Raw genomic sequence first — 25,504 nt, 5'->3', positions numbered from 1 at the left:
CAGTCAACCTCCCTCATCTATTGCCCAAATTGCAGGCTACTCAATAAATCAAAATTTTCCGCATCATAATGAACTTCTAGCGTAATCTCATCATTAGCCAAGTCAGCCTTTGCTGCAGTTAATAGAATATTACTTTGTTCAATTGGAATTCGATTCAAATCAACATCAATTACCGGCTGATCATTATTAAAAATGAGCCACTCAGGTAGGACCAGCTGACTAGCCACTAATTCATATGCCGTTTCAGAAGGCAAAGGAATCTCGGCTAACTTTACTGAATCGATGACAATTTGGAAAAAACCGCCTTCGGCGACGATTAAATCAGCCTTAATTTCCACCGGTAAATTCATACCGTTATAATGAACCGTAGTTTCACCTAATAAGTAATCTTCTTCCCATTTAATTGAAAAGTCAATTTCTGGAGTTTGACCAATAAAACGACTTAACATCAAATTGGTTGTCTCTCGATTAACAGCCACCTTGATTGATTGTTTTTGGCTAGTATCGACTTGTGTAACAGTGCCAGTAGGGATTTCACCAATGTACTGTTGTAAGTAATTTTGCAAATAAACATAGCCTCCACCCACTAATAGCCCAATGACTAGTACTGAAAAGACAAGATGACTCAAACAACCAGCTAAAAACGATCGTTTCCTCGGTAATTGCGATCTAGAATCTGTCATTTAAACTTCCTCATTTCTGCGAATTTTGCTCTTGTTATTATATCACTCTTTTTCCTATATAACGATGATAAAACTATGACAACTCACTAACAAGTAATCGAATTGCAAAGTAAAAAAACTATCATTTATTTTTAATTGTTGTACAATAATAGTATTAATACAAAAGGGAATGATGATATGACTCAAACAAATTCTATATCTAAGAAGCAAGAAATTACAGCAGAAGTGTTCAATGCAATTACCCATGGTGTAGCAGCGATTTTAAGCATCGTCGCTATTGTGTTATTGGTCATGAAAGGCTTTGAAGTTTCTTCGCCCATCGCTATTACAGCCTACATCATCTACGGCGTTAGTCTTTTTACCCTTTTCTTAAATTCAACCTTATACCACAGCTTTAGTTTTAGCAAATATAAAGCAATCTTTCAAAAACTAGATCACGGTTCAATTTACCTCTTAATTGCTGGAACTTATACACCTTATCTGATGATTTCAATTGGAGGAACACTTGGATATTTATTACTGGCTTTGATTTGGAGTCTGGCTATCGCAGGCATCGTTTTCGAAGTAGTTGCTACAGACAAATACCCTAAACTGAGTACTTACATGTATTTAGGGCTGGGCTGGTTAGGTGTGATTATCATCTACCCGCTTTACCATAACATTGAAATCAATGGTCTTTTCTTACTGGCATTCGGCGGGATTGTGTATTCATTAGGCACCATCTTCTACCGTATGAAAGCTAATAAATGGATGCATGTCATCTGGCATTTGTTCGTTATCGGCGGTGCATTTTTTATGTTCATCAGTATTTACAATTACGTCTAAACAAAAGCTCATCTTGCCTTATGCGAGATGAGCTTTCTTTTTATCATATTGTCCTTAAATATCTTCTGTGACGCTTTGCTAACTTGACACTTCTTCTTTTAATTCATCCATATATGTGACTAAAGCTTCGAATAATGGTCCTTCATTTGGTGAATGAGCGGCTAATTCAACAATCGATAAGTCTGCATGTGAACAGGCTTGTTTTAGATCATAGGCTCCACTCACGCGACAATCGACATCGTAGCGACCGTGGAAAATCGCCATTGGGATTTTCTCTAAGCGTTTCACGCGGTTTAAAATATAGTTATCTTCTTTCCAAAACATTTGATTAGCAAAATAATGCGCCTCTAATAAACCAAGTGATAAATCGGACGGCTCAATCTGATTGTTTTTAATGGCTGGTTTAACCATTGTCACAATCCCCCCTTCCCAATCACTCCATGCTTTACAGGCTGCTTGCCGCTTTATTTGATCCCCTGAGGTCATCAAATCATAATAGGCTGCAACTAAATCATCTTGTTGATTGACCGGCACGTGTTGCTTAAACTGTGAGAACTCTTCTGGATAAAACTCACTCGCTCCAAACTGGAATAGCCAATCCACATCTTCTTGACGGCCCAAGAAAATTCCTCGTAAAATTAAATGCTTCACTCTTTGTGGATAGTCGATTGCATACGCTAAAGCCAGTGTAGAACCATAGCTGCCTCCGAAGACAAACCAAGAGTCAATGTCTAGATATTCGCGAATTTTTTCAATGTCTCGAACACTGTATAAAATCGTATTGTTTTTCAAACTTAAAAAAGGTGTACTTTTACCACTGCCCCTTTGATCAAATAATATGATGCGATAATATGCAGGGTCAAAAAATCGTCTCGAGGTTTCACTAATCGCACCCCCTGGTCCACCATGTAAAAATAACACCGGCTGCCCATCAGGATTACCACATTCTTCGATATAAAGTGTATGCACATCATCAACAACTAGTTGATAGGTTGCGTTAACTGGTGTATTAAAGTAGCCTAACGTTTTCATAAAAGTCCTCCTATTGGTCTATAAAAGTAAAACTCCTACCGAATAAGCAGGAGTTCTTTTTTTTATTGTTGTAATTCACGTGTCTTTTCTATTGAAGCCGAAATCCCTTTAATAATTGCTGAACGAAAACCTTCAGCCTCTAATGTAGTCACGCCGGCAATGGTCGTTCCACCAGGACTCGTCACCGCATCTTTTAATTGAGCGGGATGACGTTCCGTTTCTAAAACCATCGCTGCAGCCCCTTTAACAGCTTGTGCAGCCATTTGGATACTCTGGTCACGTCCTAAGCCATAGGCCACTCCAGCGTCGCTCATAGCCTCAATTAATTGAAAAATAAAAGCTGGACTACAACCGGCAAGGCCACTAGCTGTATCGAATAAAGACTCCGGTACCTGAGAAAGTGTGCCTGATGCACTCATTAATTTCGTAAATCGCTCAAGTATTGTTTCCGAGAAATTTGGCGCATCAAAACAATAACTCGTAAAGCCTTCCCCCACTTCAACAGGCGTATTAGGCATGATGCGAATCCAACGGTGATGCTCAGGCGTCAAGCGCGCTAATTCAGCCAAAGAAACGTTTGATGCCATACTAATCCAAGTGATTGAGTGTGATGTATCCAGACTATCTGCAAAAGATGTGAACAAGTCAGTAATGTCTTTTGGTTTAACGCCAATAAATATCATATTACAGTGTTGAAGCATGTCTGAAGCGACTGATTCCATCAAGACCTGTTTAGCTTGAAGTTCTTCAACTAGATTTTCTATTTTGTTGGCTGTTCGGTTAGCCAGATATAACGTTTCTTCGGGTACAGCCTTCACAATTGCCTTAGCAATCGCAGAAGCCATATTCCCCACACCAATCATTCCAATCCCCTTTACTTCCATGCCACAGCTCCTTTTCTAATCTAAGCCGACCCGACTGAAAATCGCATCTACTTGAGACAAGTGGTAACTTGGATCAAATAATGTTTCAATTTCCTCAATCGTTAACTTCTCTGTAATTGCTGCTTCTTGGTATACAAGCTCTTTGAATTGTAATTGCTCATCCCATGCTTTTTGTGTTAAGGGTTGAACCGTATCATAAGCTGTCTCTCGGCTCATCCCTTTATCAATCAGTGTCAATAAGACTCTTTGAGAGAAAATTAACCCATACGTGCGGTCAATATTGCGTAGCATATTGTCTGGGTAGACGGTTAATTTTTCAATTAGGTTCGCAAAGCGATTTAATTGATAGTTCAATAGCGTCGTAATACTAGGTAACATGATACGTTCAGCTGATGAATGAGAAATATCACGTTCATGCCATAACGTCACGTTCTCGTAGGCAGGGGTGATATAACCACGCATAATACGGGCTAATCCAGTAACGTTCTCACTCGCAATTGGATTACGTTTGTGAGGCATTGCCGAAGATCCTTTTTGGCCTTTGGCAAAAAATTCTTCTACTTCCCTTGTTTCTGATTTTTGCAAGCCACGGATTTCAGTTGCAAAACGTTCGACACTAGTTGCGATTAAAGCGAGTGTCGCAACATAATCAGCATGTAAGTCACGAGGCAAAACTTGAGTCGATATATCTTGAGCACGAATACCCAGTGTTTGACACACAAACTCTTCCACTTCTGGTGGTGTATTGGCAAACGTTCCCACTGCTCCACTAATTTTCCCAGCTTCTACTCCTTCAGCCGACGCGTTAAAACGATTTAAGTTACGCTTCATTTCTGAGTAAAAACCTGCTAATTTTAAACCAAAGGTCGTCGGTTCAGCATGAACACCGTGAGTTCGTCCCATTTGGATAGTATATTTATGTTCGCGCGCTCTTTTAGCCGTCACTTCAAGGACACGTTCGATGTCACGTCGTAAAATTTCATTCACTTGTTTTAACTGATAACCATAAGCAGTATCTACAACATCAGTACTCGTTAAACCATAATGTACCCATTTTCTTTCTTCTCCAAGACTCTCACTGACAGCTCTTGTAAACGCAACTACGTCATGACGCGTTTCTTGTTCAATTTCTAAAATTCGTTCAACAGTAAACGTAGCATTTCTACGAAGAGCCTCTACGTCTGCAGAGGGAATCATACCTAAATTGGCCCAAGCTTGACAAGCTTCGATTTCTACTTGTAACCATGTGTCGTATTTCGTTTCATCTGACCAAATTTTTTCCATTTCAGGTCGAGTATAGCGTGCAATTGTCATTTAAATTCTCCTTACTTTATCAAGCGCATTTCTTTATTTATTGTTAATGGAAAACAGTCATTAGAATAGTGTGTTTAATCACTATTTACGACGCCACCATTCATATTGGTGCGGATGAACATTCTCTTCATCTAATTCACCTTCGACTATTTGATAACATTCCCAGTAAGTTTCATCAATTTCTGGCATATATACATCCGCTGGAAAATCTTCATCAATGACTGTTCGAATAATTTCATCCGCATGAGGCCAGACTAATTTAAAAATCTCTGCTCCACCAATCACCATTAAATGTTGGTTACGAGCTAATTCCAAAACGTCATTGATACTGCTGACAACTTCTAATCCTTCGATGTCAGCACCATAAGTACTTTGTGTCGTCATTACAACTGTTTTTCTTCCAGGTAACAAGCGTTGATTCATCGCTTCAAAAGTTTTACGCCCCATTAACATAGTATGTCCCATGGTTGTTTTCTTGAAGAACTGTAAATCACTTGGTAAACTCCAAGGTAAATCCCCTTTGTAACCTATTCCACCGTTTCTTTCTTGTGCGTATACAAATGAAATCATTCTATCCACTCCTTGTTAAAAAATCCTTTAGACTGCAATTGGTGCTTTAATAGATGGATGTGGTTGATACCCTTCCACCCTGATTGAATCGCTAGCAATCTGATCGATGGCAGCATCACTTTCGATAACTAATTGTGGTAATGCTTTTGGCTCACGGCTTAATAGTGTGTCAGCTGCTTCTTGGTGATTTAAGTATAAATGAGCATCTCCTAACGTGTGCACAAACTCGCCCACTTCTAACCCAGTTTCACGCGCTATTAAATGTGTTAACAGTGCGTAACTGGCAATATTAAATGGCACACCTAAGAAGATATCTGCACTTCTTTGGTATAATTGACAACTTAATTTATTATCTTGAACATAAAATTGGAATAATGTATGACACGGTGGTAAAGCCATATTAGGAATATCTTCCGGATTCCATGCTGAGACAAGTAAACGTCTAGAATCTGGTGTCTGTTTAATTTGCTCAATCACATTGGCAATTTGATCTAACGTGTCCCCATTACGCATTTCCCAGGAACGCCATTGTTTGCCGTAAACATCACCGAGATTTCCAAATTCTTCTGCAAAGATTGGGTCAGTGAGAACACGGTCTTGAAATTTCTTCATTTCGATTTGATAGCTCTCGTTAAAAATTGGGTCTTTTGGTGCTCTCAGACCAAAATCAGTCATATCTGGACCAGTGTAACTTGAACTTTTTATGTATCTTTCAAAAGCCCATTCATCCCAAATATGATTATTATGTTCTAATAAATAGCGAATGTTGGTATCTCCTTTTAAAAACCACAATAATTCACTCTTTATCAAACCAAAAGGGACCCGTTTACTTGTTAATAAAGGAAACCCTTCTTTTAAATCAAAACGCATTTGATAACCGAACAAACTGATTGTCCCCACTCCGGTGCGATCTTCTTTTTTATGTCCCGTCTCTAAAACAGCTCTCACTAAATCTTGATATGCTTTCATGTTCATCTCACCTTCTAAAAACTATTTATTCTGACAACTCACTTAAATACTCGTAACGTTCATAATAGTTAAGTAATTTTTCATCTGTTTCATCTAGCTCTTCTTGCAAAACAATTAAACGAGCAGCGTCACTTGTTATTGTATTCATTTCTTTTTTGATTGCATCGGTTCGATTCTCAGCTTGCTCGATATCTTCTAATATGGTTGCCCATTCTCTTTTTTCTTGATAAGACATCCGTTTCGGTTTTGCAGCAGTCGGTTTTTCTAGCACTTCTTTTTTGCTAACTTCGGTTGAAGTCATTGTTTTAGGATTAGGTTTCTTGGCTTGTTCGTCTAAGTACTGCGAATAACTTCCCCAGATTAAATCAAAGGCACCATTTCCTTGGATGACTAATAATTGATCGACAGTTTTATCAAGGAAGTAACGATCATGCGAAACAATTAATACGACGCCTTCAAATTGTTCAATGTAGTCTTCCAAAACCGTCAATGTGTCTATATCGAGGTCATTCGTTGGCTCATCTAGAATTAATACATTCGGTTGTTGTACTAACAAAGTAAGTAAGTACAAGCGACGACGTTCACCACCGGATAAGTGTTTTATTTCTTGACCATGTGTCACACGGGGGAAATTGAATTGTTCCAACAACTGAGAAGCATTAGCCTTCGAGCCATCCGGCATCTCAAAATCATCCGCAATCTTAGTCAAATAACTTAAAACTCTTGTATCACCGGGCAAGTCTTGATCCAATTGTCGATAGTATGCTAAACGAACGGTTTGACCCATTTCGTAAGTTCCACTAGCGATGGGATGTTGTCCTACAAGGGTGTTCATCAACGTTGATTTACCTACTCCGTTCTCACCAATAATTCCCATTCTTTCGCCTTTAACAAAGGTTTTGGTAAAACTTTCAATGACATTAACATTGCCAATTTCGACTGACACATCTTCTAATTCCATAATGCGATTTCCGATTCTTTGTTGTTCAAATTCAAATTGGAAACCATCCGCTTCAACATCTCGCCCTTGAATCGTCTGCTTTAAATCTTGAAAACGATCAATTCTTGCTTGTTGTTTAGTTGTTCTCGCTTTGGCACCTTTTCTCATCCAAGCCAATTCTGCTTTAAATAAACTGTCTTGTTTTTCTTGGTTTCTTGCCGATTGAGCTTCTAAGTTCGCTTTTTTCTCCAAGTAAGTCTCGTAGTTTCCTTCATATTCTGTAATATGACCGTATTTTAATTCAATAATCCGGTTAACAACACGTTCTAGGAAATAACGGTCATGAGTTACTAGGAACAAAGCTCCTTGGTAGTTAGCTAAATATCTTTCTAGCCATTGGATTGATTGAACATCTAAGTGGTTAGTTGGCTCATCCAAAATCAACAAATCAGGATCTGCAATTAAAACTTGTGCCAAACCGACTCGCTTGCGCTCTCCTCCTGAACAAGTTGCTAGTAGACGAGACAAATCGTTCAGTCCTAGTTGAGAGAGAATCGTGCGAGCTCTTACTTCTACATCCCAACCGTCTTTAGCATTCATTTCATCCGTTACACGGGTGAATTCTGTTTGTAGTCTTTCATTCATCGCATCGGCTTCTAAAGCCAAACGAGTGTTTTCATAATGTAATAATAATTGAATCAATGGTGCTTTACTGTCGTAAACTGTTTCTAAGATGGTTTTTTGCTCATCAAATGTTGGGTGTTGATCTAAGTAAGCAATTGAATATTGGTTCGGGTGGGATAATTTTCCATCATCATAATTATCCAAACCAGCGATTACTTTTAATAATGAACTCTTTCCGGTTCCGTTCGGCCCAATTAAGCCCACGCGGTCCCCAGTGCGTATCGCAAAGTTTATCCCTTCCAATAAAGTTTTCGTACCGTATGTTTTATGTAAATTCTCTATCGTTAATTCTTTCATCTCTTTGCCCCCATCCAAATCTCAGTCAATTATACCATATCGTTCAGTAAGTTTTCATTCTTCTAAGTTTTAATACTTTATGAAATTTTAAGATATGTGTTACAATAATGTAAACTATAGTGAGGTGACGTATGGTAAAAAAATCAGCAATATTATTTTTGGGATATTTTGGAATTATGATTGTAGGTTCGAGTCTTCTTATGCAATTCACGGACATTGTTTATGCTAGTTTTATTGTATCAATGATTCTACTTGTCTTAGCTTTATTTTTATTTAAGGATCATTTAATGGCAGAGTGGCATCGCTTCCGGGCGGATACTCCCAGTTTATTACGTTTTTTCGGTAAATTATTCGGCTATTATTTGCTAATGCTCTTGTTGAGAATCGCAGGAATTTGGCTACTTGATTTGTTCATGGACACATCCACCCTAGGACAAAATCAGGAGATCCTCAATGACGCTGCAGAGAATATGAACGTGTTTGCCAACGTTCTTCTATTAACCATTTATGCACCCATTGTCGAAGAACTTGTCTTTCGTCAAGCCATTATCGGACCTTGGGCTAAAGATAAACGTGTCATGATTATTGTTTCAACGATATTTTCAATGTTCCTTTTCACGTATATGCATTCATTCCAGTGGGCGGACTTTGTATTATACTTACCGATTACAGTCGTTTTGACTCAAATTTATTGGGAATACGATCGCAATATTGTTCCTTCAATTCTTTTTCACTTCTTAAACAATGCGATTGCCTTAGCAATGATGTATGTCTTATTTACAGTAGAAAGCCAGCTACCTGTTTAGGGTTGCCGGCTTTTTTAGTCTATTTATTGAAGGGGGTTTCGCGAGTTTTTTAATTTGAAACTTAAATGAGGATAAGTGTGTTCAAAATTTTGCGATGGATTAATATATTGGCCTGTTTTTTCGACTTTGGCTAATTGGTAATAGCGTCTAAGTATTTTGTTTATGTAGTCTCTTCGAAAACTTTCTCCGGCTATCTTCACAATATCGGCAGCTTGCAAGGGGTTAAAAGGAGTCAACACCGAGTAATCACCAATGAGCCTCAGAGCTGCACGCTCCTTAGGCTCATTCTGCCTGCAGTGTACACATATTAATTTATAGCGTGTACAGATAGTATGAAAACTACCGCAATGTGAGCATGCAATCCCATGCTTCAACTGCTTCAGTTCTTCTGGCGAGAGCACGTTTGGAGGATAAGGTTCCGTGCACGCGAATAAACTCTCTATAGAATCGACCGCTTCGTCAGGACTAAAATTCGCCGGAAGTAATGTCGCCTCCTCTCGAATCATCTGCTCAATATAATCTGTCAATTGATTGTAGTGTAAAAGACTTTTCAACCACTCATGAGGAAGGGTCGCTTGATAATACGGGTTAATATAAACCAATTGGTGAAAAACGCCACCCGAATAATTCATTTGGCGACACATATCAATTGTCCGCTCTTGCATGTTCTTAAACTGCCCCATAATATCCCCGCTAATCGTACGGTAGTTAACTGTCTGTTGATTGTATTCATAAACTAAATTGCCGTTATAATTTTTGATTTCAAAAAAATATATCCCCACACGAGTTATTACAATAAAATCACATTCAACGCGCCCTTTGATATTTAGCCAAGTTCTATGTAATATTCTCCAATGTGACTTTGCCATTCGAAACATAAAATCATAAAATGTTTGTTCACCTTGGAAACCTGTTCGGTGTATCCAAAGTTTTCTCTTGGCTTCTGACGCTAAACCTCCCCGTTTTTCTAACACCTCTAACTGTTGTAACTCGGTTGGCTTGTTTAAAACTCTACGATTACTATCCACTTGATAGATTTTACTTGGTATTATATTCATCATCATTTCCTTTCTGAAACTATTATTTTTAGTCTCATATATAAATACACATTTTTTAGCGTAATATGCTTTTTAATCTGAAAATAAATTGTTCTTTTTTTTGACACGCTTTTTGAGGCTATATTTTGACAGTTTAACCGCCCATAATTAAGGTCTTTTACCCAATAAACGTTAAATAGGACCTGTCACATAAATGACACGTCCTTTACCTAGGGTGAAAACGCGTGTCACACTATGACACGACGTATGCAATTAAAATAAGCACCATTGAGGCAAAATTTGCCACTTTAACTGCCCACATGTGTGGTCTTTTATCCAATAAACGTTAAATAGGACCTGTCACATAAATGACACGTCCTTTACCTAGAGTGAAAACGCCTGTCACACTATGACACGACGTTTGCAATTAAAATAAACACGATTGAGGCAAAATTTGCCACTTTAACTGCCCACATGTGAGGTCTGTTATCCAATAAACGTTAAATAGGACCTGTCACATAAATGACACGTCCTTTACCTAGAGTGAAAACGCGTGTCACACTATGACACGACGTATGCAATTAAAATAAGCACGATTGAGGCAAAATTTGCCACTTTAACTGCCCACATGTGTGGTCTTTTATCCAATAAACGTTAAATAGGACCTGTCACATAAATGACACGTCCTTTACCTAGGGTGAAAACGCGTGTCACACTATGACACGACGTATGCAAAAGAAAAACACCCTCATCTCATTCAAAGACAAGAGTGTTCGTAAGTTCTTTAGGTAACTTCCCAATCAATCGGCTCGCGTCCCCAAGCGATAAGTTGTTGATTCGCTTGACTAAATGGTTTAGAACCAAAGAAACCACGATAAGCAGACAAAGGACTAGGATGCGGTGCTTCAATTGTCGCGTGTTTTTGTAAATCAATTAATTTCTTAAACCTACGAGCTGAAGCGCCCCATAGAATAAATACAATCGGTTCAGAATGTAAATTCAACTGACGTATTATTTCTTCAGTCAAGCCTTCCCAGCCAAGATTATGATGAGAATTCGCCTGTCCTGCTTCTACTGTTAAAACAGTATTTAATAAAAGTACCCCCTGTTTTGCCCAGTTGGATAAATTACCCTGTGACGGTATCGACACACCTAAGTCATCGACGAGTTCTTTATAAATATTACGCAATGACGGAGGGATTTTTGCTTGCTTATCTACAGAAAAAGCCAGCCCATGCGCTTGATTAGGTCCGTGATAGGGATCTTGCCCAAAAATAACAACCTTAACATTTGAATAAGGGGTCAACTTCAAGGCAGTAAACACTTCATCTGCTGCTGGATAAATTGTTTGTGTCTGATAAGCTCGCTCTAAAAAACGCGTCAATTTAATAAAATCTTCCCGGACAAAATAGTCCTTTAACACTAACTCCCAATCATTCCCGATGTTAGGTTTCATGTTTTATCACCTCTACCATATTGAGCATAATATAAAGTTGCATAATGTCCATCCAATGAAAGTAATTCATCATGACTGCCATTTTCTACAAGCCCATCTGTTGTGACCACAACAATTCGATCAGCATGACGAATTGTTGCAAGTCGGTGAGCAATAATCAAGGTTGTTCTGCCTGTGGCTAGTGTATCTAATGAGGCTTGGATGAATTGTTCTGTTTGAGTATCTAATGCACTCGTCGCTTCGTCAAGAATTAATATAGCTGGATTCTTTAAGAATATTCTAGCAATAGATAGTCTTTGTTTTTGGCCGCCAGATAAACGCACACCACGCTCACCAATTTCAGTTTCCAAGCCTTCAGGTAAGTCAGCAATAACTTCTCGCAATTGAGCAGCATCAATGGCAGCTTCAACTTCTTCTGGCGTTGCATCTAGACGTCCGTATAAGACATTTTCACGAACGGTTCCCGTGAACAGGAAAACATCCTGTTGAACGATACCAATTTGCTTACGTAACGATTCCATCGTAACGGCTTGAATGTCATGGCCATCAATAGTAATTGCTCCAGAATCTATTTCGTAAAAACGAGGTAATAAACTAACTAACGTTGTTTTCCCGGCTCCACTTGGACCAACAAATGCGACCGTTTCGCCTGCCTTTACTGATAAATTAACATCAGACAATATTTTTCTGCCATCTTCGTACGAGAAGTTGACATTGTCGTAACGGATATTCCCTTTAAAAGCGGGAGCTTGATAAGCGTCGTCTCGATCAAGAATATCTGCTTCTCGCATCAACTCTTCACGAAAACGTTTAAAACCTGCATAACCTTTGGGATACAATTCTATCATTGCATTAATTCGTTCTAATGGTCGAACAAAAACGTTCGCCAATAATATAAATCCGACTAATTCACCTAGGCTTAATTCGCCTATCACCGTGAAATAAGAACCTGCAAGAAAAGCAAACAGATTAATTAAACGAACAAGCATATAGTTAAAGGAACTACTTAATGCCATTGTACGATAAAAAGCTAACTTATTTGTACGGAAACCTTGATTATACTTTTCAAACACACCACGCTCATACTTTTCGTTAGCGAATGCTTTAACGACCCGAATACCACTCAGCGAGTTTTCGATTCCGGCTGTAAATTTCGCGACGTTTGAGAAAATTCGTGAATTTACTTGTGTCATTCGCTTATTAAAGAAAGCTAAGCCAATCGCCATCAAAGGTAATAGAATAACAGTGATTACAGCTAAAGGTACATGTGCATCTAACATTAAAAGAAAGGCACCAATCAAGGTCATTAAAGTAATAAAAACATCTTCTGGACCATGATGAGCCACTTCACTAATATCGAACAAGTCTGTTGTTACTCGACTTAATAGCTCCCCTGTCTTCACATTATCAAAATAATGATAAGACTGTTTTTGAAAATGATTGAAGAGATCACGTCGCATATCCGTTTCGACGTTAATCCCAAATTCATGTCCAACAGCAACCACAATATAATTCAACCATGTATTAAATAGGTACATTGTAAATAGGATGACTGAGAACATTAAAATGATTTTTAAATTCCCATCAGGTAATACTTCATCTATCACTCGGTTAACCGCAATCGGAAAAACAAGTTCAAGAATGGCAGAAATAATGGCACAACAAAAATCAATTAAAAATAACCGTTTATACGGTTTATAATAGCTAAAAAAATGTTTTAACATATTGACTCCTTTTCACTTATAATGGTTCCTTTACTATTCTAGTTAAAAGCAGACTCTTATACAAGTCAGACAACCCCTCTTATCCTACAAAGAAAAAACAGCCGGCTATATTCCGGCTGCTAGTTAATTATTTAGAATAGACCTGTAATCGTGCCATCAGCCGCAACATCAATTGACTCAGCAGAAGGTACTTTGGGTAGACCAGGCATCGTCATAATATCACCCGTTAAAGCAACGATAAAACCAGCACCTGCTGAAACTTTTAAGTTACGAATGGTCACTTCAAAGCCTTGGGGCGCTCCTAATAACTTAGGATTATCAGAGAAAGAATATTGTGTTTTAGCCATACAAATAGGTAGTTTACCAAAGCCAAGTGCTTCTAGTTGTTTTCCTTCTCGACGAGCGGCTGGTGTTAGGATAGCTTTTGTCCCACCATATACTTTTTGAACAATATGATCTAATTTATCTTGAATTGGAACATCCAGTTCATAGGCATAAGTTAGTTCACTTTCTTCTTTAGTCATAGCCACTACTTTATGAGCTAAATCCTCAGCACCTGCTCCGCCATTTGCCCAAACATCTGAGATAGACACTTCGACTCCGCGAGCTTCACACGCTTTTCTTACCGCTTCAAGTTCTGCTTTTGTATCCGTAGGAAACTTATTAATCGCAACCACAGCTGGTAAATTGAAGGTCTCTTGAATATTGAATAAATGACGTTCCAAGTTTGGTAAACCGTTTAGTACCGCTTCAACATTTTCAGGTTCGAGCGCCTTCTTAGACACTCCACCATGCATTTTTAAAGCACGAATCGTCGCGACCACCACAACAGCTGAAGGTTTTAGATCAGCTAATCGACATTTAATGTCTAAGAACTTTTCTGCTCCTAAGTCTGCACCAAAGCCTGCCTCAGTCACAACATAGTCAGCGTGTTTCAAAGCCATCTTGGTTGCTAAAACACTGTTACAGCCGTGTGCAATATTTGCGAATGGACCACCATGAACAAAAGCAGGAGTATGTTCAAGCGTTTGAACCAAGTTTGGATTCAATGCTTCTTTTAATAAAGCTGTCATTGCGCCAGCTGCTTTTAAGTCATTTGCGGTAACCGGTTGATTATCAAAATTATAGGCGACAATGATACGACCTAGACGTTCTTTTAAATCGGTAATGTTTTGTGCTAAACAAAGAATCGCCATAATCTCTGAGGCTACAGTAATCTCAAAGCCATCTTCACGTGGTACACCATTTGTACGACCATTTAACCCATCGACAATATAACGAAGTTGACGGTCATTCATATCGACCGCCCGTTTCCATGTAATTCGTCTAGAGTCGATAGCCAAAGCATTCCCATGATGTATATGGTTATCAAGCATTGCAGCAAGTAAATTGTTGGCTGCACTTATTGCATGGAAGTCGCCTGTGAAATGTAAGTTGATATCTTCCATCGGAACAACTTGTGCATAGCCTCCACCAGCCGCGCCACCTTTCATTCCAAAAACAGGACCTAATGAAGGTTCACGTAATGCTAGAATCGCTTTTTCTCCGATGGCCGATAATCCATCAGCTAAGCCAACAGACGTCGTTGTTTTCCCTTCACCTGCAGGCGTTGGACTAATCGCAGTAACTAGAATTAATTTCCCGTCTTTTTTATCCGCTAAGGCGTCTAATTGTTTAAGATCTACCTTAGCTTTATATTTCCCATAAAAGGATAAACTCTCTTGATCAATTCCTGCTCTGTCTGCAATCTTGTCGATTGGCTCCAATGTGACTTGTTTCGCAATATCAATATCTGTTAAATAACTTGACACACAAACACTTCCTTTCAATTATGAAAAACTAGATTAAATAATCAGTTTTAACATTAGTTCTTTAAACTTTGAATGGGTGCGGGAATTCGCCCTCCACGATTAATAAACACATCGGGTTTCGTAACATTTAAAGGCATCACACGTGCTTTACCAAACAAACCACCCCAGTCAAGCTCACCGTCGTCTGGGACGTCAATCGCTGGAATTAAGCGAACAGCCGTTGTTTTTGAATTAATCATACCAATCGCTGCTTCATCCGCTATAATTGCTGAAATCACTGCAGCAGTCGTATCGCCTGGGACAACGATCATATCAAGCCCTACCGAACAAACGGCAGTCATGGCGGTTAACATTTCTATGTTTAAATTCCCTGCTTCGACTGCCGCAATCATTCCGGCATCTTCACTGACAGGAATAAAAGCTCCTGATAAACCACCCACACTCGATGACGCCATCACGCCCCCTTTTTTGACTGCATCGTTTAGCATCGCAAGTGTCGCAATCGTGCCATAAGCCCCCACTTGTTCGAGGCCAATCTCTTCAAGGATATGAGCAACTGAATCCCCAACGGCTGGAGTAGGAGCTAGTGAGATATCTACAATACCAAAAGGAACATTAAGCGTTTGGGCGGCTTCCGTTCCGACCAATTGTCCCATGCGAGTAATTTTAAAAGCCGTTCGTTTGATTTCTTCGGCGACTATTTCTAAGGAAGCACCTTTTGGTAATTTAGCCAAAGCAGCTCTAACGACGCCAGGTCCAGATACACCAACGTTGATAACAACATCAGGTTCGCCTACACCATGGAAAGCACCTGCCATAAACGGATTATCTTCCACAGCATTACAGAATACGACAAGTTTAGTTGCCCCAACGCACATGTCAGCTTTCGTTAAGATCGCACACTCTCTCACGACATTCCCCATTAGTTTAACTGCATCCATATTGATGCCAGCTCTTGTTGAACCAATATTGACCGAACTACACACATGAGTGGTTTCAGCTAATGCTTGAGGTATGGATTTTATTAATGCCAAGTCACCTGCTGACATCCCCTTATGAACGAGCGCTGAATAGCCCCCAATAAAGTTAACACCTACTGCTGCGGCTGCTCGATCTAGCGTCTGTGCATATTTGACAGGATTTCCACCCGAAGCAGCGACTAATTGAGAAATAGGTGTCACAGAAATTCGTTTATTCACTATCGGAATCCCATATTTACGTTCAATTTGTTCACCCGTTTTGACTAAATCTTTAGCACTGCGAGTGATTTTCTGATAGACTTTTTCACATGAACGCTCAATATCACCATCGGCACAATCAACTAAGGAAATCCCCATAGTAATTGTTCGAATGTCTAAGTTTTCATTCTCAATCATATTCAACGTTTCCAGAATATCCTTCATGTTTATCATTTAATAACCACCTCCTCGTTTTTAAATACGATGCATTGAATTGAATATATCCTCATGCATGACACGTATTTGCATGTCTGGTACAGTTTGTTCCATCGTTTCCTTCATTGCTTCAAAGCTAGAATTGATGTCATCAATTTTAACTAACATCGTCATTGTAAAGAAACCATCCATTACAGTTTGGGATACATCAACAATATTAGCATTGGCATTCATACACCCTGTCGCTACACGTGCTAAAATTCCGACTCTATCGACGCCATTCACGGTAATCACTGCTCTCATTCTGTTCACCTCAATTTTTTATAATTTAATCATAGCATATCTCTCATTTTCCAACATCAAAAATCAGTGTAATTTAATAGACAATCATGAATAGTTCGCTTTAGACTTTATCTTGCTAACTATCTAAATAATAAGTCGAAAATAAATGAGTCGCATGTGGTCCTTTGCCAACTAGATTGTTCTTTCCATATTCTAAAATTTGACCATGGAAATCTTTCCATTCCAATAAAGAGAGCGAAGTTGTTTGTTCAACATGTTCTTTTAATGTCATATAGTGTTTAGCGGCTGGACTGCCCAAGCCAGTAAATAGTTTCCGGGCATAATTATCAGCAATAAAAGCTGATTGATCGAAGACATATAATAATAAGACATCCGCTGTTTCATTCCCAATCCCTCGAAAACTCAATAATTGTTGTCTGAGTGCTTCAGTCGAAGGAAAATCTGACACTATTTGGGCACGGTCAAAATCATAACTTTTTAACCATTGGAACCAAGTCATGATTAAATGAGTTTTACTTTTGTGAAAGCCACTAGAGTAGATTAATGGTAATAATTCGTCCGCTGTTAGTTGACTAATAATTAGGGGATCAAAATCTGTTGCTTGACCTAACTTTGCTAAAGATATCTCTGTATTGTGCCACGTGGTGTTCTGAACCAGAAAAGCGCCTAACATTATTTCCCATGGTGATTCTGCCGGCCAGTGGCCAACATTTCCTTGATGTGTCTGTAATAAATAATAAAGTCCTTCATGTGTTAAGGTTTTTTTCATTGCTCGTCTCCTCCTAGCCTTCATAAAAACTAGTGTAACAAAAAACATCTATAATATAGAAGGATAATCTCCAAACATCTCTTATTTGAACAAAAAAACTCCACCAACAATTAAAGTTGGTAGAGCTATTAATATTATTTAATTACTAAAATATCTTCTGCGTGTGAAATATCACCAAGTTTTGTAACTTCTACAGCTTTATAATTCATTGTATTCGTAACGACAACTGGTGTTACTGTCGGATGTCCCGCAGCTTTAACTGCTTCTAAATCAACATCTAATAGGAGGTCGCCAACTTTAACGTGATCGCCAGCTTTAACGTGAGCAGTGAAACCTTCACCTTTCATCGTCACAGTGTCTAAACCAACGTGAATCATTACTTCGACCCCTTCATCAGATACTAAACCAACGGCATGCTTAGTTTCAAAAACCATCATGACTTGGCCATTAATAGGCGATGTCACTTTACCATCATTAGGTTCGATACCAAAGCCATCTCCTAAAGCACCACTTGCGAATGCTCCATCCGGAACGTCTGACAACGGCATTACAAGACCGCTCATTGGAGACTGGATGGTCGCAATAATTGGTAAGTTCTGTGTATCTTCTGCTTCAGTCACTATTGAATCTGTCGCACTTTCGTTTGTTACAGAATTTTGATCAGTTGCATAAAACACTTCTTTAGAAGGCAGTTTAGCCGCTTTACCTTTTTCAATAAATTCTTCTAAGTTTGATTTGATGTTTGATACTCTTGGTCCGTAAATGACTTGAACGCCTTTACCTTTGTGCATAACGCCTGCCGCACCAGAAGCATTTAAAATGTCAATATCTACTAAGTCGCCATTGGCAACAGTTGTTCTTAATCGAGTCGCACAACTATCGATGTCAACAATGTTACTATGTCCACCTAAGCCGTAAATGATTGATGCAGATAAAGCATCTGATTCGTTTTCAATTAAGTTTGCTGTGTCTGTGCTATCAGCTTGCTTACCGTTCATATCAGCACGTGTATATAATTTAATTTCGCTCGCATTGTCGTCACGACCTGGAGTTTTATAATTAAATTTCTTGATTAAGAAACTGAATAGGAAGTAATAAATGGCAAAGTATACCACTCCAACGATAACAATCCAAATCCAGTTTGTTTTTGCGTTACCTTGTAAAATTCCGTATAAGAACATATCAATGAATCCACCTGAGAATGTCATACCAACACCTACTTGGAAGATATGCATTAACATATACGCAGCACCTGCTAATACACAGTGAATAGCATATAATGGCATTGCGACGAATAAGAATGTAAATTCAAGCGGTTCTGTAATACCTGTTAACATTGAAGTTAACGCTGCAGATAATAATAAACCGCCCGTAACTTTACGGTTTTCTGGTTTAGCTGTACGGTACATTGCTAAAGCTGCACCCGGTAAACCAAAGATCATTAATGGGAATTTACCAGACATAAAACGAGTGGCTTCTACACTAAATTTACTTACTGTTGGATCTGATAATTGGGCAAAGAAAATATTTTGAGCCCCTTCAATTAATTGACCACTTACTTCTAAAGTTCCACCAACGGCTGTTTGCCAGAATGGTAAGTAGAATACATGATGTAATCCGAATGGAATTAATAATCTTTCCATGAAACCGTATAACCAAGTACCAGCATAACCTGAACCTTGAACTAATTCACCAACTGCATAAATTCCTTCTTGTATTGGTGGCCACACATAACTCATTAAGATACCTACTACTAAGAATACAATTGATGAAATGATTGGAATAAAACGCGTTCCTTCAAAAAACGACAAGGCCGTTGGTAATTGTATTTTGTAAAAACGGTTATGTAAAGCAGCCACACCTAGGCCGACGATCATACCACCGAAAACACCCATTTGTAGGGACTCGATTCCTAACACATTAGCAACTGATCCATCTAAGTAAGCTTCTGAACCACCAGCTACTTGAATCATTGCCCCAATCGATGCGTGCATCACTAAGAATGCAATTGACGCTGCTAAAGCAGCCGTTGCTTTCTCAGACTTGGCCATACCAATCGCACAACCGATTGCGAAAATTAAGGGTAAGTTATCAAAAACAATCCCACCTGCTGCATTCATTACTAGTAAAATATGGTGTAGGAATGTTCCTTCCCCCATCACACTAGTTAAGCCGTACGTTTCTAGAGTCGTTGGATTCGTAAACGAACCGCCAATCCCTAAGAATAATCCCGCTACCGGTAAAATCGCTATCGGTAACATAAAAGAGCGCCCGACTCTTTGTAAAACACCAAATAATTGGTCTTTCATTTTTGTTTCCTCCTAATTTATCATTCAGAGTGACTCAAAACTTATTTATAAGCATAAAAAATACCCAAACCAACCTAAAATGGGTACAGTATGCCCCTTAGATTGATTTGGGTATTGCCGACTAAACGTAACAAGCCCTCTGTTTTCAATTCCTAGTAATCATAGCACAGGCCTCAATGGAAACGCAAGCTTTTTTTGACTCTTTATTTAACATTCCTTTATATCTAACTTGCACCTTTTATCATAGCGTGGTAATATCGACATACTGTTTTAACTGAGTTTTCCGCAATAAATTTACGAGATGGGAGTTTCTTCGGATGTTTGCCAATAAAATATTAAATAATAATTTCATCAGTAGTACCGATCAAGCTGGCCATGAAATAGTCATCATGGGCAAGGGCTTAGGTTGGAAAATGAAAACTGGCGATCCAGTAGATGAAAGTAAAATTGAGAAAATCTTCCGAATGGATACGGTGACCTCTTCTGAAAAAATGAAAAAATTATTTTTGGAAGTTGATATGTCGTCGGTTGAAATCAGTTCAAAAATTGTTCAATTCGCTCTTGAAACCTTAGACACTGAACTGAATAAAAACGTTATCCTTACATTAACCGACCACATTGATTTCGCAGTCGAACGCTTTACTAAAGGTATGCCATTAAAAAATGATTTTAAATTATGGATCAAAAAGATGTTTCCTAAGGAATATGAAGTGGGGCTGTTCGCCCTAACCGTCATTGAAGAACACCTAGCAATCCATATGCCTGAAGATGAGGCAGCTCATATCTCGATGCATTTAATTAATGCTCAGTTAGATGGCAATATGTCACATACAGACGAAATCACTAGCCTACTTAGCACTTGTTTTCATATTATTGAAATAAAAACGGGAAAACGAATCAGCGAATCTTCGTTAGCCTATGAACGTTTTATGCGCCACCTACTTGCACTCGCTCAAAGAATTATTGCACGTAAAGAAAATTCAGCAAAAAATGTAAGCTTAAACGAGGCGATTAGAATCCAATTCCCTAATGAGCACGACATTTCCTTAACCATCCAAAATTATATAAAAAAAACATTCCAATTTGATATTGCTGACGACGAAGTGACGTTCTTAACCATTCACATCAACCGTCTGCTAACAGATGTCTAATCCCAAGCAAAGGGACGATAATCGCCACGCTAAAAAATGGTATAAATAAAAAAGCATCTCATTCAAGGTTTGTGAATCAAAAGGATTCCATTCCCAGACGAGATGTCTTTTATTAATCTTCATCCTTAATATCCTTATCTTCAGGTATTGGTGTGTTTAAGTATTCTTCGTAAGCGACTTGTTGTTGGTCACGTTCTTTCAAAAACAAATTGAATTGTTCCTGATACAACAACACTTGATCATCTACTGTTAAATAGCGAACTTGTTTTTCCCTTATGAGACGGTAAATTTCACTCACAGGCACTTCTAAAAACTCTGCGGTCTGTTCAATGGTTAAATACATATCCTTCACCTCAATAGTACTTAATAAAACCTCGACAAAGGCCAAGCCAAAGTCGAGGTTTTATTATTAGTTAAAAGTTAATCTTCATCCATTTGTAAAATCGACATGAAGGCTTCTTGTGGAACTTCAACGCTACCAACTTGCTTCATACGTTTTTTACCTTGTTTTTGTTTCTCTAATAATTTCTTACGACGAGACACATCCCCACCATACAATTTAGCAGTTACATCTTTACGTAACGCTTTAATTGTCGAACGAGAAATGATTTTATGACCAATTGCTGCTTGAACAGGCACTTCGAACATTTGGCGAGGAATAGTTTTCTTTAATTTCTCAACCAATGATTTGCCTCGATTTGTCGCAAAATCCTTGTGAACGATTGTACTGAACGCATCAATAGGATCGCCATTCAGAAGAATATCTAATTTTACTAATTTAGATGCACGGTAGCCAATCATTTCATAGTCTAAAGAAGCATAACCTTTAGTCGTTGATTTCAATTTGTCAAAGAAATCAAAAATGATTTCAGCAGTTGGAATTTCATACACAACGTTCACTCGGTTCGCGTCCAAGTAATCCATTGTAATAAAGGTTCCGCGTTTACGTTGACCTAAGTCCATAACAGCCCCAACATATTCATTAGGTACCATAATCGTAGCTTTTACGTACGGCTCTAAAATCTCTTCAATTTCAGTTGCATCAGGTAAAGCAGATGGATTATCAACGATGACTTTATCTCCGTTAGTTTTCACAACGTGATAAATAACTGACGGTGCAGTCATAATTAAATCAATATTAAACTCACGTTCTAAACGTTCTTGAATAACATCCATATGTAATAAGCCTAAGAAACCTGTACGGAAACCAAAGCCTAAGGCTTGTGATGTTTCAGGTTCGAATTCTAACGCTGCATCGTTTAATTGTAGTCTTTCTAAAGCATCACGTAAATCGTTATAATCATTCGAATCCACTGGATATAAACCAGCAAACACCATTGGATTTAATTTACGGTATCCTTCTAAAGCTTCGGGTGCTGGATTATTAGCCCAAGTCACAGTATCCCCTACGTGTGTATCTTGGATTGTTTTGATACCGGCTGTTAAATAACCAACATCTCCAACCGAAAGCATGCCACGTTGTAATGCTTTTGGAGAAAACACCCCAACTTCGTTGACTTCGAATTCTTTACCGTTAGACATCAGACGAATTCTGTCGCCGGGTTTAACAGTTCCGTTAACAATACGAACGTTTAAAACAACACCTCGGAAGCTGTCATAAGCCGAGTCAAAGATTAAGGCTTGTAAGGGTGCTTCGATATCCCCTTGTGGTGCTGGAACTTTCTCAACGATTTGTTCCAATATATCTTCAATCCCAATCCCAGATTTCGCACTAGCGTGAACTGCTTCGCTTGCATCAATTCCGATGATTTCTTCAATCTCTAAAGCTACTTTTTCAGGGTCTGCTGCAGGCAAATCAATTTTATTGATGACGGGTAGAATTTCCAAATCGTTATCTAACGCCAAATAAACGTTTGCTAATGTTTGTGCTTCAATCCCTTGAGCCGCATCAACAACCAATAAAGCACCTTCACAGGCAGCTAATGAACGCGAAACTTCATATGTAAAGTCCACGTGTCCGGGTGTATCGATTAAGTGGAAAATATAATCTTCGCCATCTTTAGCAGTGTATGTTAATTCTACCGCATTCAATTTAATCGTAATGCCACGCTCACGCTCAAGATCCATTGAATCTAAAAGCTGTTCTTGCATATCACGGTCTGCCACCGTATCAGTATGTTGTAAAATTCTGTCAGCTAACGTTGATTTACCATGGTCGATATGAGCAATAATTGAAAAATTACGAATTTTTTCTTGTCTTTGTTTTAGTTTATCTAAATCCATTTAATTCTCACTTCCTTTAAATGAGGCACATGCCTACAAATTGCACACCTATCATCATATCAAAAAAAAACATTAAAAGGTAGTCTTCTGAAGGAAAAACTCGCAAAAGGACAATAAGCGTTTGAATACGTCAAATTTATACAAAAAGACGCAAAGAAAAGTGATTTAATCCGAAAAAAACCATACACTTTATGACAAAATATGAAAAAATACCCACTGATTTATACTGAAAAAATCAGTGGGTGGCTCACATTAACTCTGCTTGTTTATTCGTCTGCGTCTTCTACATCAGACTCTTCTGTGTCTTGTGACATTTCTGTTTCCTCTATGTCATTAGCTTCTGATCTAGGCTCTACTACTGAATTAACAACATTAGCTCCGGCAATGCGACCATATACTATGATATCTGCCAATGCGTTACCACCTAAGCGGTTTGTTCCATGAATTCCACCAGTAATTTCTCCTGCTGCAAATAAACCAGGAATGATGTCACTTGCATTATCTAGAACTTATGCTGCTGCATTGATTTCTAAGCCACCCATTGTGTGGTGAAAAGTCGGCATACTGGCAGCCGCATAGTACGGTGCAGAATCCAATTTATATTCAAAGAGCGTTCGTCCAAACGGGTCTTCAACACTCCCATCAACTGCTTGATTAAACTCATCAACCGCTGCTACCAAGTTCGTGGGGTCAACACTGATTTGTTCTGCAAGCTTTTAAAGTGTTTCTGCTTTGAAGGCACGCCCTTCTTCAACGAGTTGATCAATCGATTCATTAAAGTTGTTTTTGACACCGCCTGTTGGGCATGAATTTTTATCTATTATTGTCCACATTAATGAATCAGTTTGATCCATTAAACCTTTAGTCATAACATCACGACGAGCACCTTCGTCAACCAAACGATTCCCTTCCATATTAACAAAGATTCGATATTGGACGCCTTGCTCAATATTTCCAAGAAAACACCCTGTTTCAGGATCACCCATTGGTAATAATTGAATATCTTCTATGCCGATTAATGACGCATCAACATCTTTAGCTAATATAATCCCATCACCGGTTGCCCCAGTCTGGTTCGTGGCCCCTAAATCCGTTAAAGTTGGCCAACTTTTGTTATACTCATCACGCATTTCTACGTTTGCACCAAGGCCACCGATTGCAATTACCACTCCAAGTTCCGCCATTACTTCTATTGTTTCGCCATTATAGACAGCCTCAACGCCGACTACATGACCCTCTTCTATGATTAAATGAGTGACCTCAGTATTGATGAACATTTGCATCTCATCAGAATTTTTTTCAAAGTAACCCGACAAGGTATTCACATAGCCACTTCCCAATGGTTCTGAGGGTTGATGAGCACGAGATCATAAACCACCTAATACAGTAAAGATATCATCATTGTATTCCATTCACAATCCTTCTAACCATTCGATCGACTCATAAGCCTGATCACCTAGTTGACTGATTAGAAGTGGACTCCTTTTTTATCTCCACTATTATTAGTTTGTAATTTATGCAATGACGGTGAATCGAATAGGATTGTTCACCTGAAGTTTAATAAGCTTCCCATTCTAGTTGTAAAGTTGCTTGCCACTCTTGAACTAGTGAATCTTCTTGTTCTTCAATTAATATCGTTTCAATTGTCTCTTCCTCATTATCAGTCATTTCAAGCATTGCTTGACGTTCAGGATCAGCAGCGTTATAGGCAGCACCAGAAATAATAGTATTCCCGCCTATACGAGGCGTTTTCTCGATTAAAATAACTTTTGCACCATTCTGATGAGCACTCACTGCTGCAGCTAAACCAGCCCCACCTCCACCAACAATGACGACGTCAGTTGTTGAGTCTACTATTGTTTCATCGACTTCAGCAACTACCGTTGTTTCTTGATTTTTTAAAGCATCAATATCAGCTCCCGATGCCTCTAGAGCTGCATCTAATGCAACAAATAGTCCTCCAGATGAGAGTGACGTACCAGAAACTACGTCTAAGTTTTCGGTCATTGAACGTGAAGGATGATATGTTTATGAATTCTTTACGGAAGAAAAGGACTATCGTTCAGCAATTCGTGTCACTCAACGTTGGAGTGATACGAAAGGGGCTATCTATCTCCTACCAGACATTGACGTTGAACACCATTGGACGAGTCTCGACCATCATCCTGCTTTACCACAAACATGCGATTTGTGAACAATATCATAGTGAATTGACACATGATTTAGATTCTGAGCGGCTACCGTCTGGTAAGTTTAGTACCAATACTTTGACTCTCACGTAAATTTCATTGACTGACAACTT

The 25,504-nt window shown here is 38.7% G+C and carries 22 protein-coding genes and 1 pseudogene; 3 read left to right on the top strand and 20 right to left on the bottom strand.

Annotated features, from left to right (window positions below):
• Positions 1 to 17: 17 nt before the first annotated feature.
• A complete protein-coding gene (locus ACTQ45_RS02685; protein ID WP_441750427.1) occupies positions 18 to 683 on the bottom strand; it encodes a DUF2140 family protein in 666 nt (221 codons plus the stop codon).
• A 177-nt stretch (positions 684 to 860) separates the two neighbouring features.
• Between ACTQ45_RS02685 and trhA the strand changes: the two genes are divergently transcribed.
• Positions 861 to 1,508: a PAQR family membrane homeostasis protein TrhA gene (gene trhA, locus ACTQ45_RS02680; protein ID WP_441750426.1), complete on the top strand. Its 648-nt coding sequence runs from the start codon at positions 861 to 863 to the stop codon at positions 1,506 to 1,508.
• Between the two features lie 78 nt (positions 1,509 to 1,586).
• Here trhA and pip read toward each other — a convergent pair whose 3' ends face one another.
• The 6 genes from pip to ACTQ45_RS02650 all read right to left on the bottom strand — a co-directional run bounded on the left by pip (position 1,587) and on the right by ACTQ45_RS02650 (position 8,198).
• Entirely contained in the window at positions 1,587 to 2,540 is a 954-nt protein-coding gene (gene pip / locus ACTQ45_RS02675; protein ID WP_441762882.1) for a prolyl aminopeptidase, read from the bottom strand.
• Between the two features lie 62 nt (positions 2,541 to 2,602).
• Complete coding sequence (gene proC / locus ACTQ45_RS02670) at positions 2,603 to 3,424, bottom strand: pyrroline-5-carboxylate reductase (protein ID WP_441750424.1); 822 nt, start codon at positions 3,422 to 3,424, stop codon at positions 2,603 to 2,605.
• A gap of 15 nt (positions 3,425 to 3,439) precedes the next feature.
• Positions 3,440 to 4,738: an adenylosuccinate lyase gene (gene purB / locus ACTQ45_RS02665; protein WP_441762881.1), complete on the bottom strand. Its 1,299-nt coding sequence runs from the start codon at positions 4,736 to 4,738 to the stop codon at positions 3,440 to 3,442.
• 81 nt (positions 4,739 to 4,819) lie between these two features.
• Positions 4,820 to 5,308 carry a dihydrofolate reductase gene (locus ACTQ45_RS02660; protein ID WP_441750422.1) on the bottom strand — a complete coding sequence of 163 codons (489 nt, stop codon included), beginning with the start codon at positions 5,306 to 5,308 and terminating at the stop codon, positions 4,820 to 4,822.
• Between the two features lie 27 nt (positions 5,309 to 5,335).
• Positions 5,336 to 6,277 (bottom strand): thymidylate synthase, encoded by a 942-nt coding sequence (locus ACTQ45_RS02655; protein WP_441750421.1) that lies wholly within the window; start codon positions 6,275 to 6,277, stop codon positions 5,336 to 5,338.
• A gap of 25 nt (positions 6,278 to 6,302) precedes the next feature.
• Entirely contained in the window at positions 6,303 to 8,198 is a 1,896-nt protein-coding gene (locus tag ACTQ45_RS02650) for an ABC-F family ATP-binding cassette domain-containing protein (protein ID WP_441750420.1), read from the bottom strand.
• A gap of 131 nt (positions 8,199 to 8,329) precedes the next feature.
• On the opposite strand from ACTQ45_RS02650, the gene ACTQ45_RS02645 reads away from it, so the two are divergent.
• Positions 8,330 to 9,004: a CPBP family intramembrane glutamic endopeptidase gene (locus ACTQ45_RS02645; RefSeq protein WP_441762880.1), complete on the top strand. Its 675-nt coding sequence runs from the start codon at positions 8,330 to 8,332 to the stop codon at positions 9,002 to 9,004.
• Between the two features lie 23 nt (positions 9,005 to 9,027).
• Here the strand turns inward: ACTQ45_RS02645 and ACTQ45_RS02640 are convergent, their stop codons facing one another.
• From ACTQ45_RS02640 to ACTQ45_RS02605, 8 genes are all read right to left on the bottom strand, one after another.
• Complete coding sequence (locus ACTQ45_RS02640; protein ID WP_441762879.1) at positions 9,028 to 10,062, bottom strand: nuclease-related domain-containing protein; 1,035 nt, start codon at positions 10,060 to 10,062, stop codon at positions 9,028 to 9,030.
• 763 nt (positions 10,063 to 10,825) lie between these two features.
• The gene (locus tag ACTQ45_RS02635) at positions 10,826 to 11,497 is read right to left on the bottom strand and encodes a uracil-DNA glycosylase (RefSeq protein ID WP_441762878.1); all 672 of its coding nucleotides are present in this window, start codon (positions 11,495 to 11,497) and stop codon (positions 10,826 to 10,828) included.
• The gene (locus ACTQ45_RS02630) at positions 11,494 to 13,221 is read right to left on the bottom strand and encodes an ABC transporter ATP-binding protein (protein ID WP_441762877.1); all 1,728 of its coding nucleotides are present in this window, start codon (positions 13,219 to 13,221) and stop codon (positions 11,494 to 11,496) included. Before ACTQ45_RS02630 ends, ACTQ45_RS02635 begins: the two co-directional genes overlap by 4 nt.
• Before the next feature lie 131 nt (positions 13,222 to 13,352).
• Positions 13,353 to 15,032, bottom strand: a complete 1,680-nt coding sequence (locus tag ACTQ45_RS02625) for a formate--tetrahydrofolate ligase (protein WP_441762876.1) — start codon at positions 15,030 to 15,032, stop codon at positions 13,353 to 13,355.
• Between the two features lie 53 nt (positions 15,033 to 15,085).
• A complete protein-coding gene (locus tag ACTQ45_RS02620) occupies positions 15,086 to 16,441 on the bottom strand; it encodes a PFL family protein (RefSeq protein ID WP_441763026.1) in 1,356 nt (451 codons plus the stop codon).
• A 24-nt stretch (positions 16,442 to 16,465) separates the two neighbouring features.
• Positions 16,466 to 16,729 (bottom strand): ACT domain-containing protein, encoded by a 264-nt coding sequence (locus ACTQ45_RS02615; protein WP_441750414.1) that lies wholly within the window; start codon positions 16,727 to 16,729, stop codon positions 16,466 to 16,468.
• A 115-nt stretch (positions 16,730 to 16,844) separates the two neighbouring features.
• Positions 16,845 to 17,498 (bottom strand): endonuclease III domain-containing protein, encoded by a 654-nt coding sequence (locus ACTQ45_RS02610; protein WP_441750413.1) that lies wholly within the window; start codon positions 17,496 to 17,498, stop codon positions 16,845 to 16,847.
• A 134-nt stretch (positions 17,499 to 17,632) separates the two neighbouring features.
• Complete coding sequence (locus ACTQ45_RS02605; RefSeq protein ID WP_441750412.1) at positions 17,633 to 19,807, bottom strand: glucose PTS transporter subunit IIA; 2,175 nt, start codon at positions 19,805 to 19,807, stop codon at positions 17,633 to 17,635.
• A gap of 317 nt (positions 19,808 to 20,124) precedes the next feature.
• On the opposite strand from ACTQ45_RS02605, the gene ACTQ45_RS02600 reads away from it, so the two are divergent.
• The gene (locus tag ACTQ45_RS02600; RefSeq protein WP_441762875.1) at positions 20,125 to 20,958 is read left to right on the top strand and encodes a PRD domain-containing protein; all 834 of its coding nucleotides are present in this window, start codon (positions 20,125 to 20,127) and stop codon (positions 20,956 to 20,958) included.
• A 112-nt stretch (positions 20,959 to 21,070) separates the two neighbouring features.
• Here the strand turns inward: ACTQ45_RS02600 and ACTQ45_RS02595 are convergent, their stop codons facing one another.
• The 5 genes and pseudogenes from ACTQ45_RS02595 to ACTQ45_RS02575 all read right to left on the bottom strand — a co-directional run bounded on the left by ACTQ45_RS02595 (position 21,071) and on the right by ACTQ45_RS02575 (position 25,209).
• A complete protein-coding gene (locus ACTQ45_RS02595) occupies positions 21,071 to 21,301 on the bottom strand; it encodes a hypothetical protein (protein ID WP_441750410.1) in 231 nt (76 codons plus the stop codon).
• Positions 21,302 to 21,378: 77 nt separating this feature from the next.
• Positions 21,379 to 23,202 carry a translation elongation factor 4 gene (gene lepA / locus ACTQ45_RS02590; protein ID WP_441762874.1) on the bottom strand — a complete coding sequence of 608 codons (1,824 nt, stop codon included), beginning with the start codon at positions 23,200 to 23,202 and terminating at the stop codon, positions 21,379 to 21,381.
• A gap of 266 nt (positions 23,203 to 23,468) precedes the next feature.
• A complete protein-coding gene (locus ACTQ45_RS02585; RefSeq protein WP_441750795.1) occupies positions 23,469 to 23,615 on the bottom strand; it encodes a hypothetical protein in 147 nt (48 codons plus the stop codon).
• A 9-nt stretch (positions 23,616 to 23,624) separates the two neighbouring features.
• Positions 23,625 to 24,527: pseudogene (locus ACTQ45_RS02580) on the bottom strand (FAD-dependent oxidoreductase); the annotation flags it as partial.
• 232 nt (positions 24,528 to 24,759) lie between these two features.
• Positions 24,760 to 25,209, bottom strand: coding sequence for an FAD-dependent oxidoreductase (locus ACTQ45_RS02575; RefSeq protein WP_441762873.1), 450 nt, complete (start codon positions 25,207 to 25,209; stop codon positions 24,760 to 24,762).
• Positions 25,210 to 25,504: the final 295 nt, after the last annotated feature.

The sequence above is a fragment of the Fundicoccus sp. Sow4_D5 genome, assembly GCF_052116365.1.
Classification (GTDB): domain Bacteria; phylum Bacillota; class Bacilli; order Lactobacillales; family Aerococcaceae; genus Fundicoccus.
The sequence above is the reverse complement of the archived record's forward strand: the minus strand, read 5'-3'. Positions and strand labels throughout refer to the sequence as shown.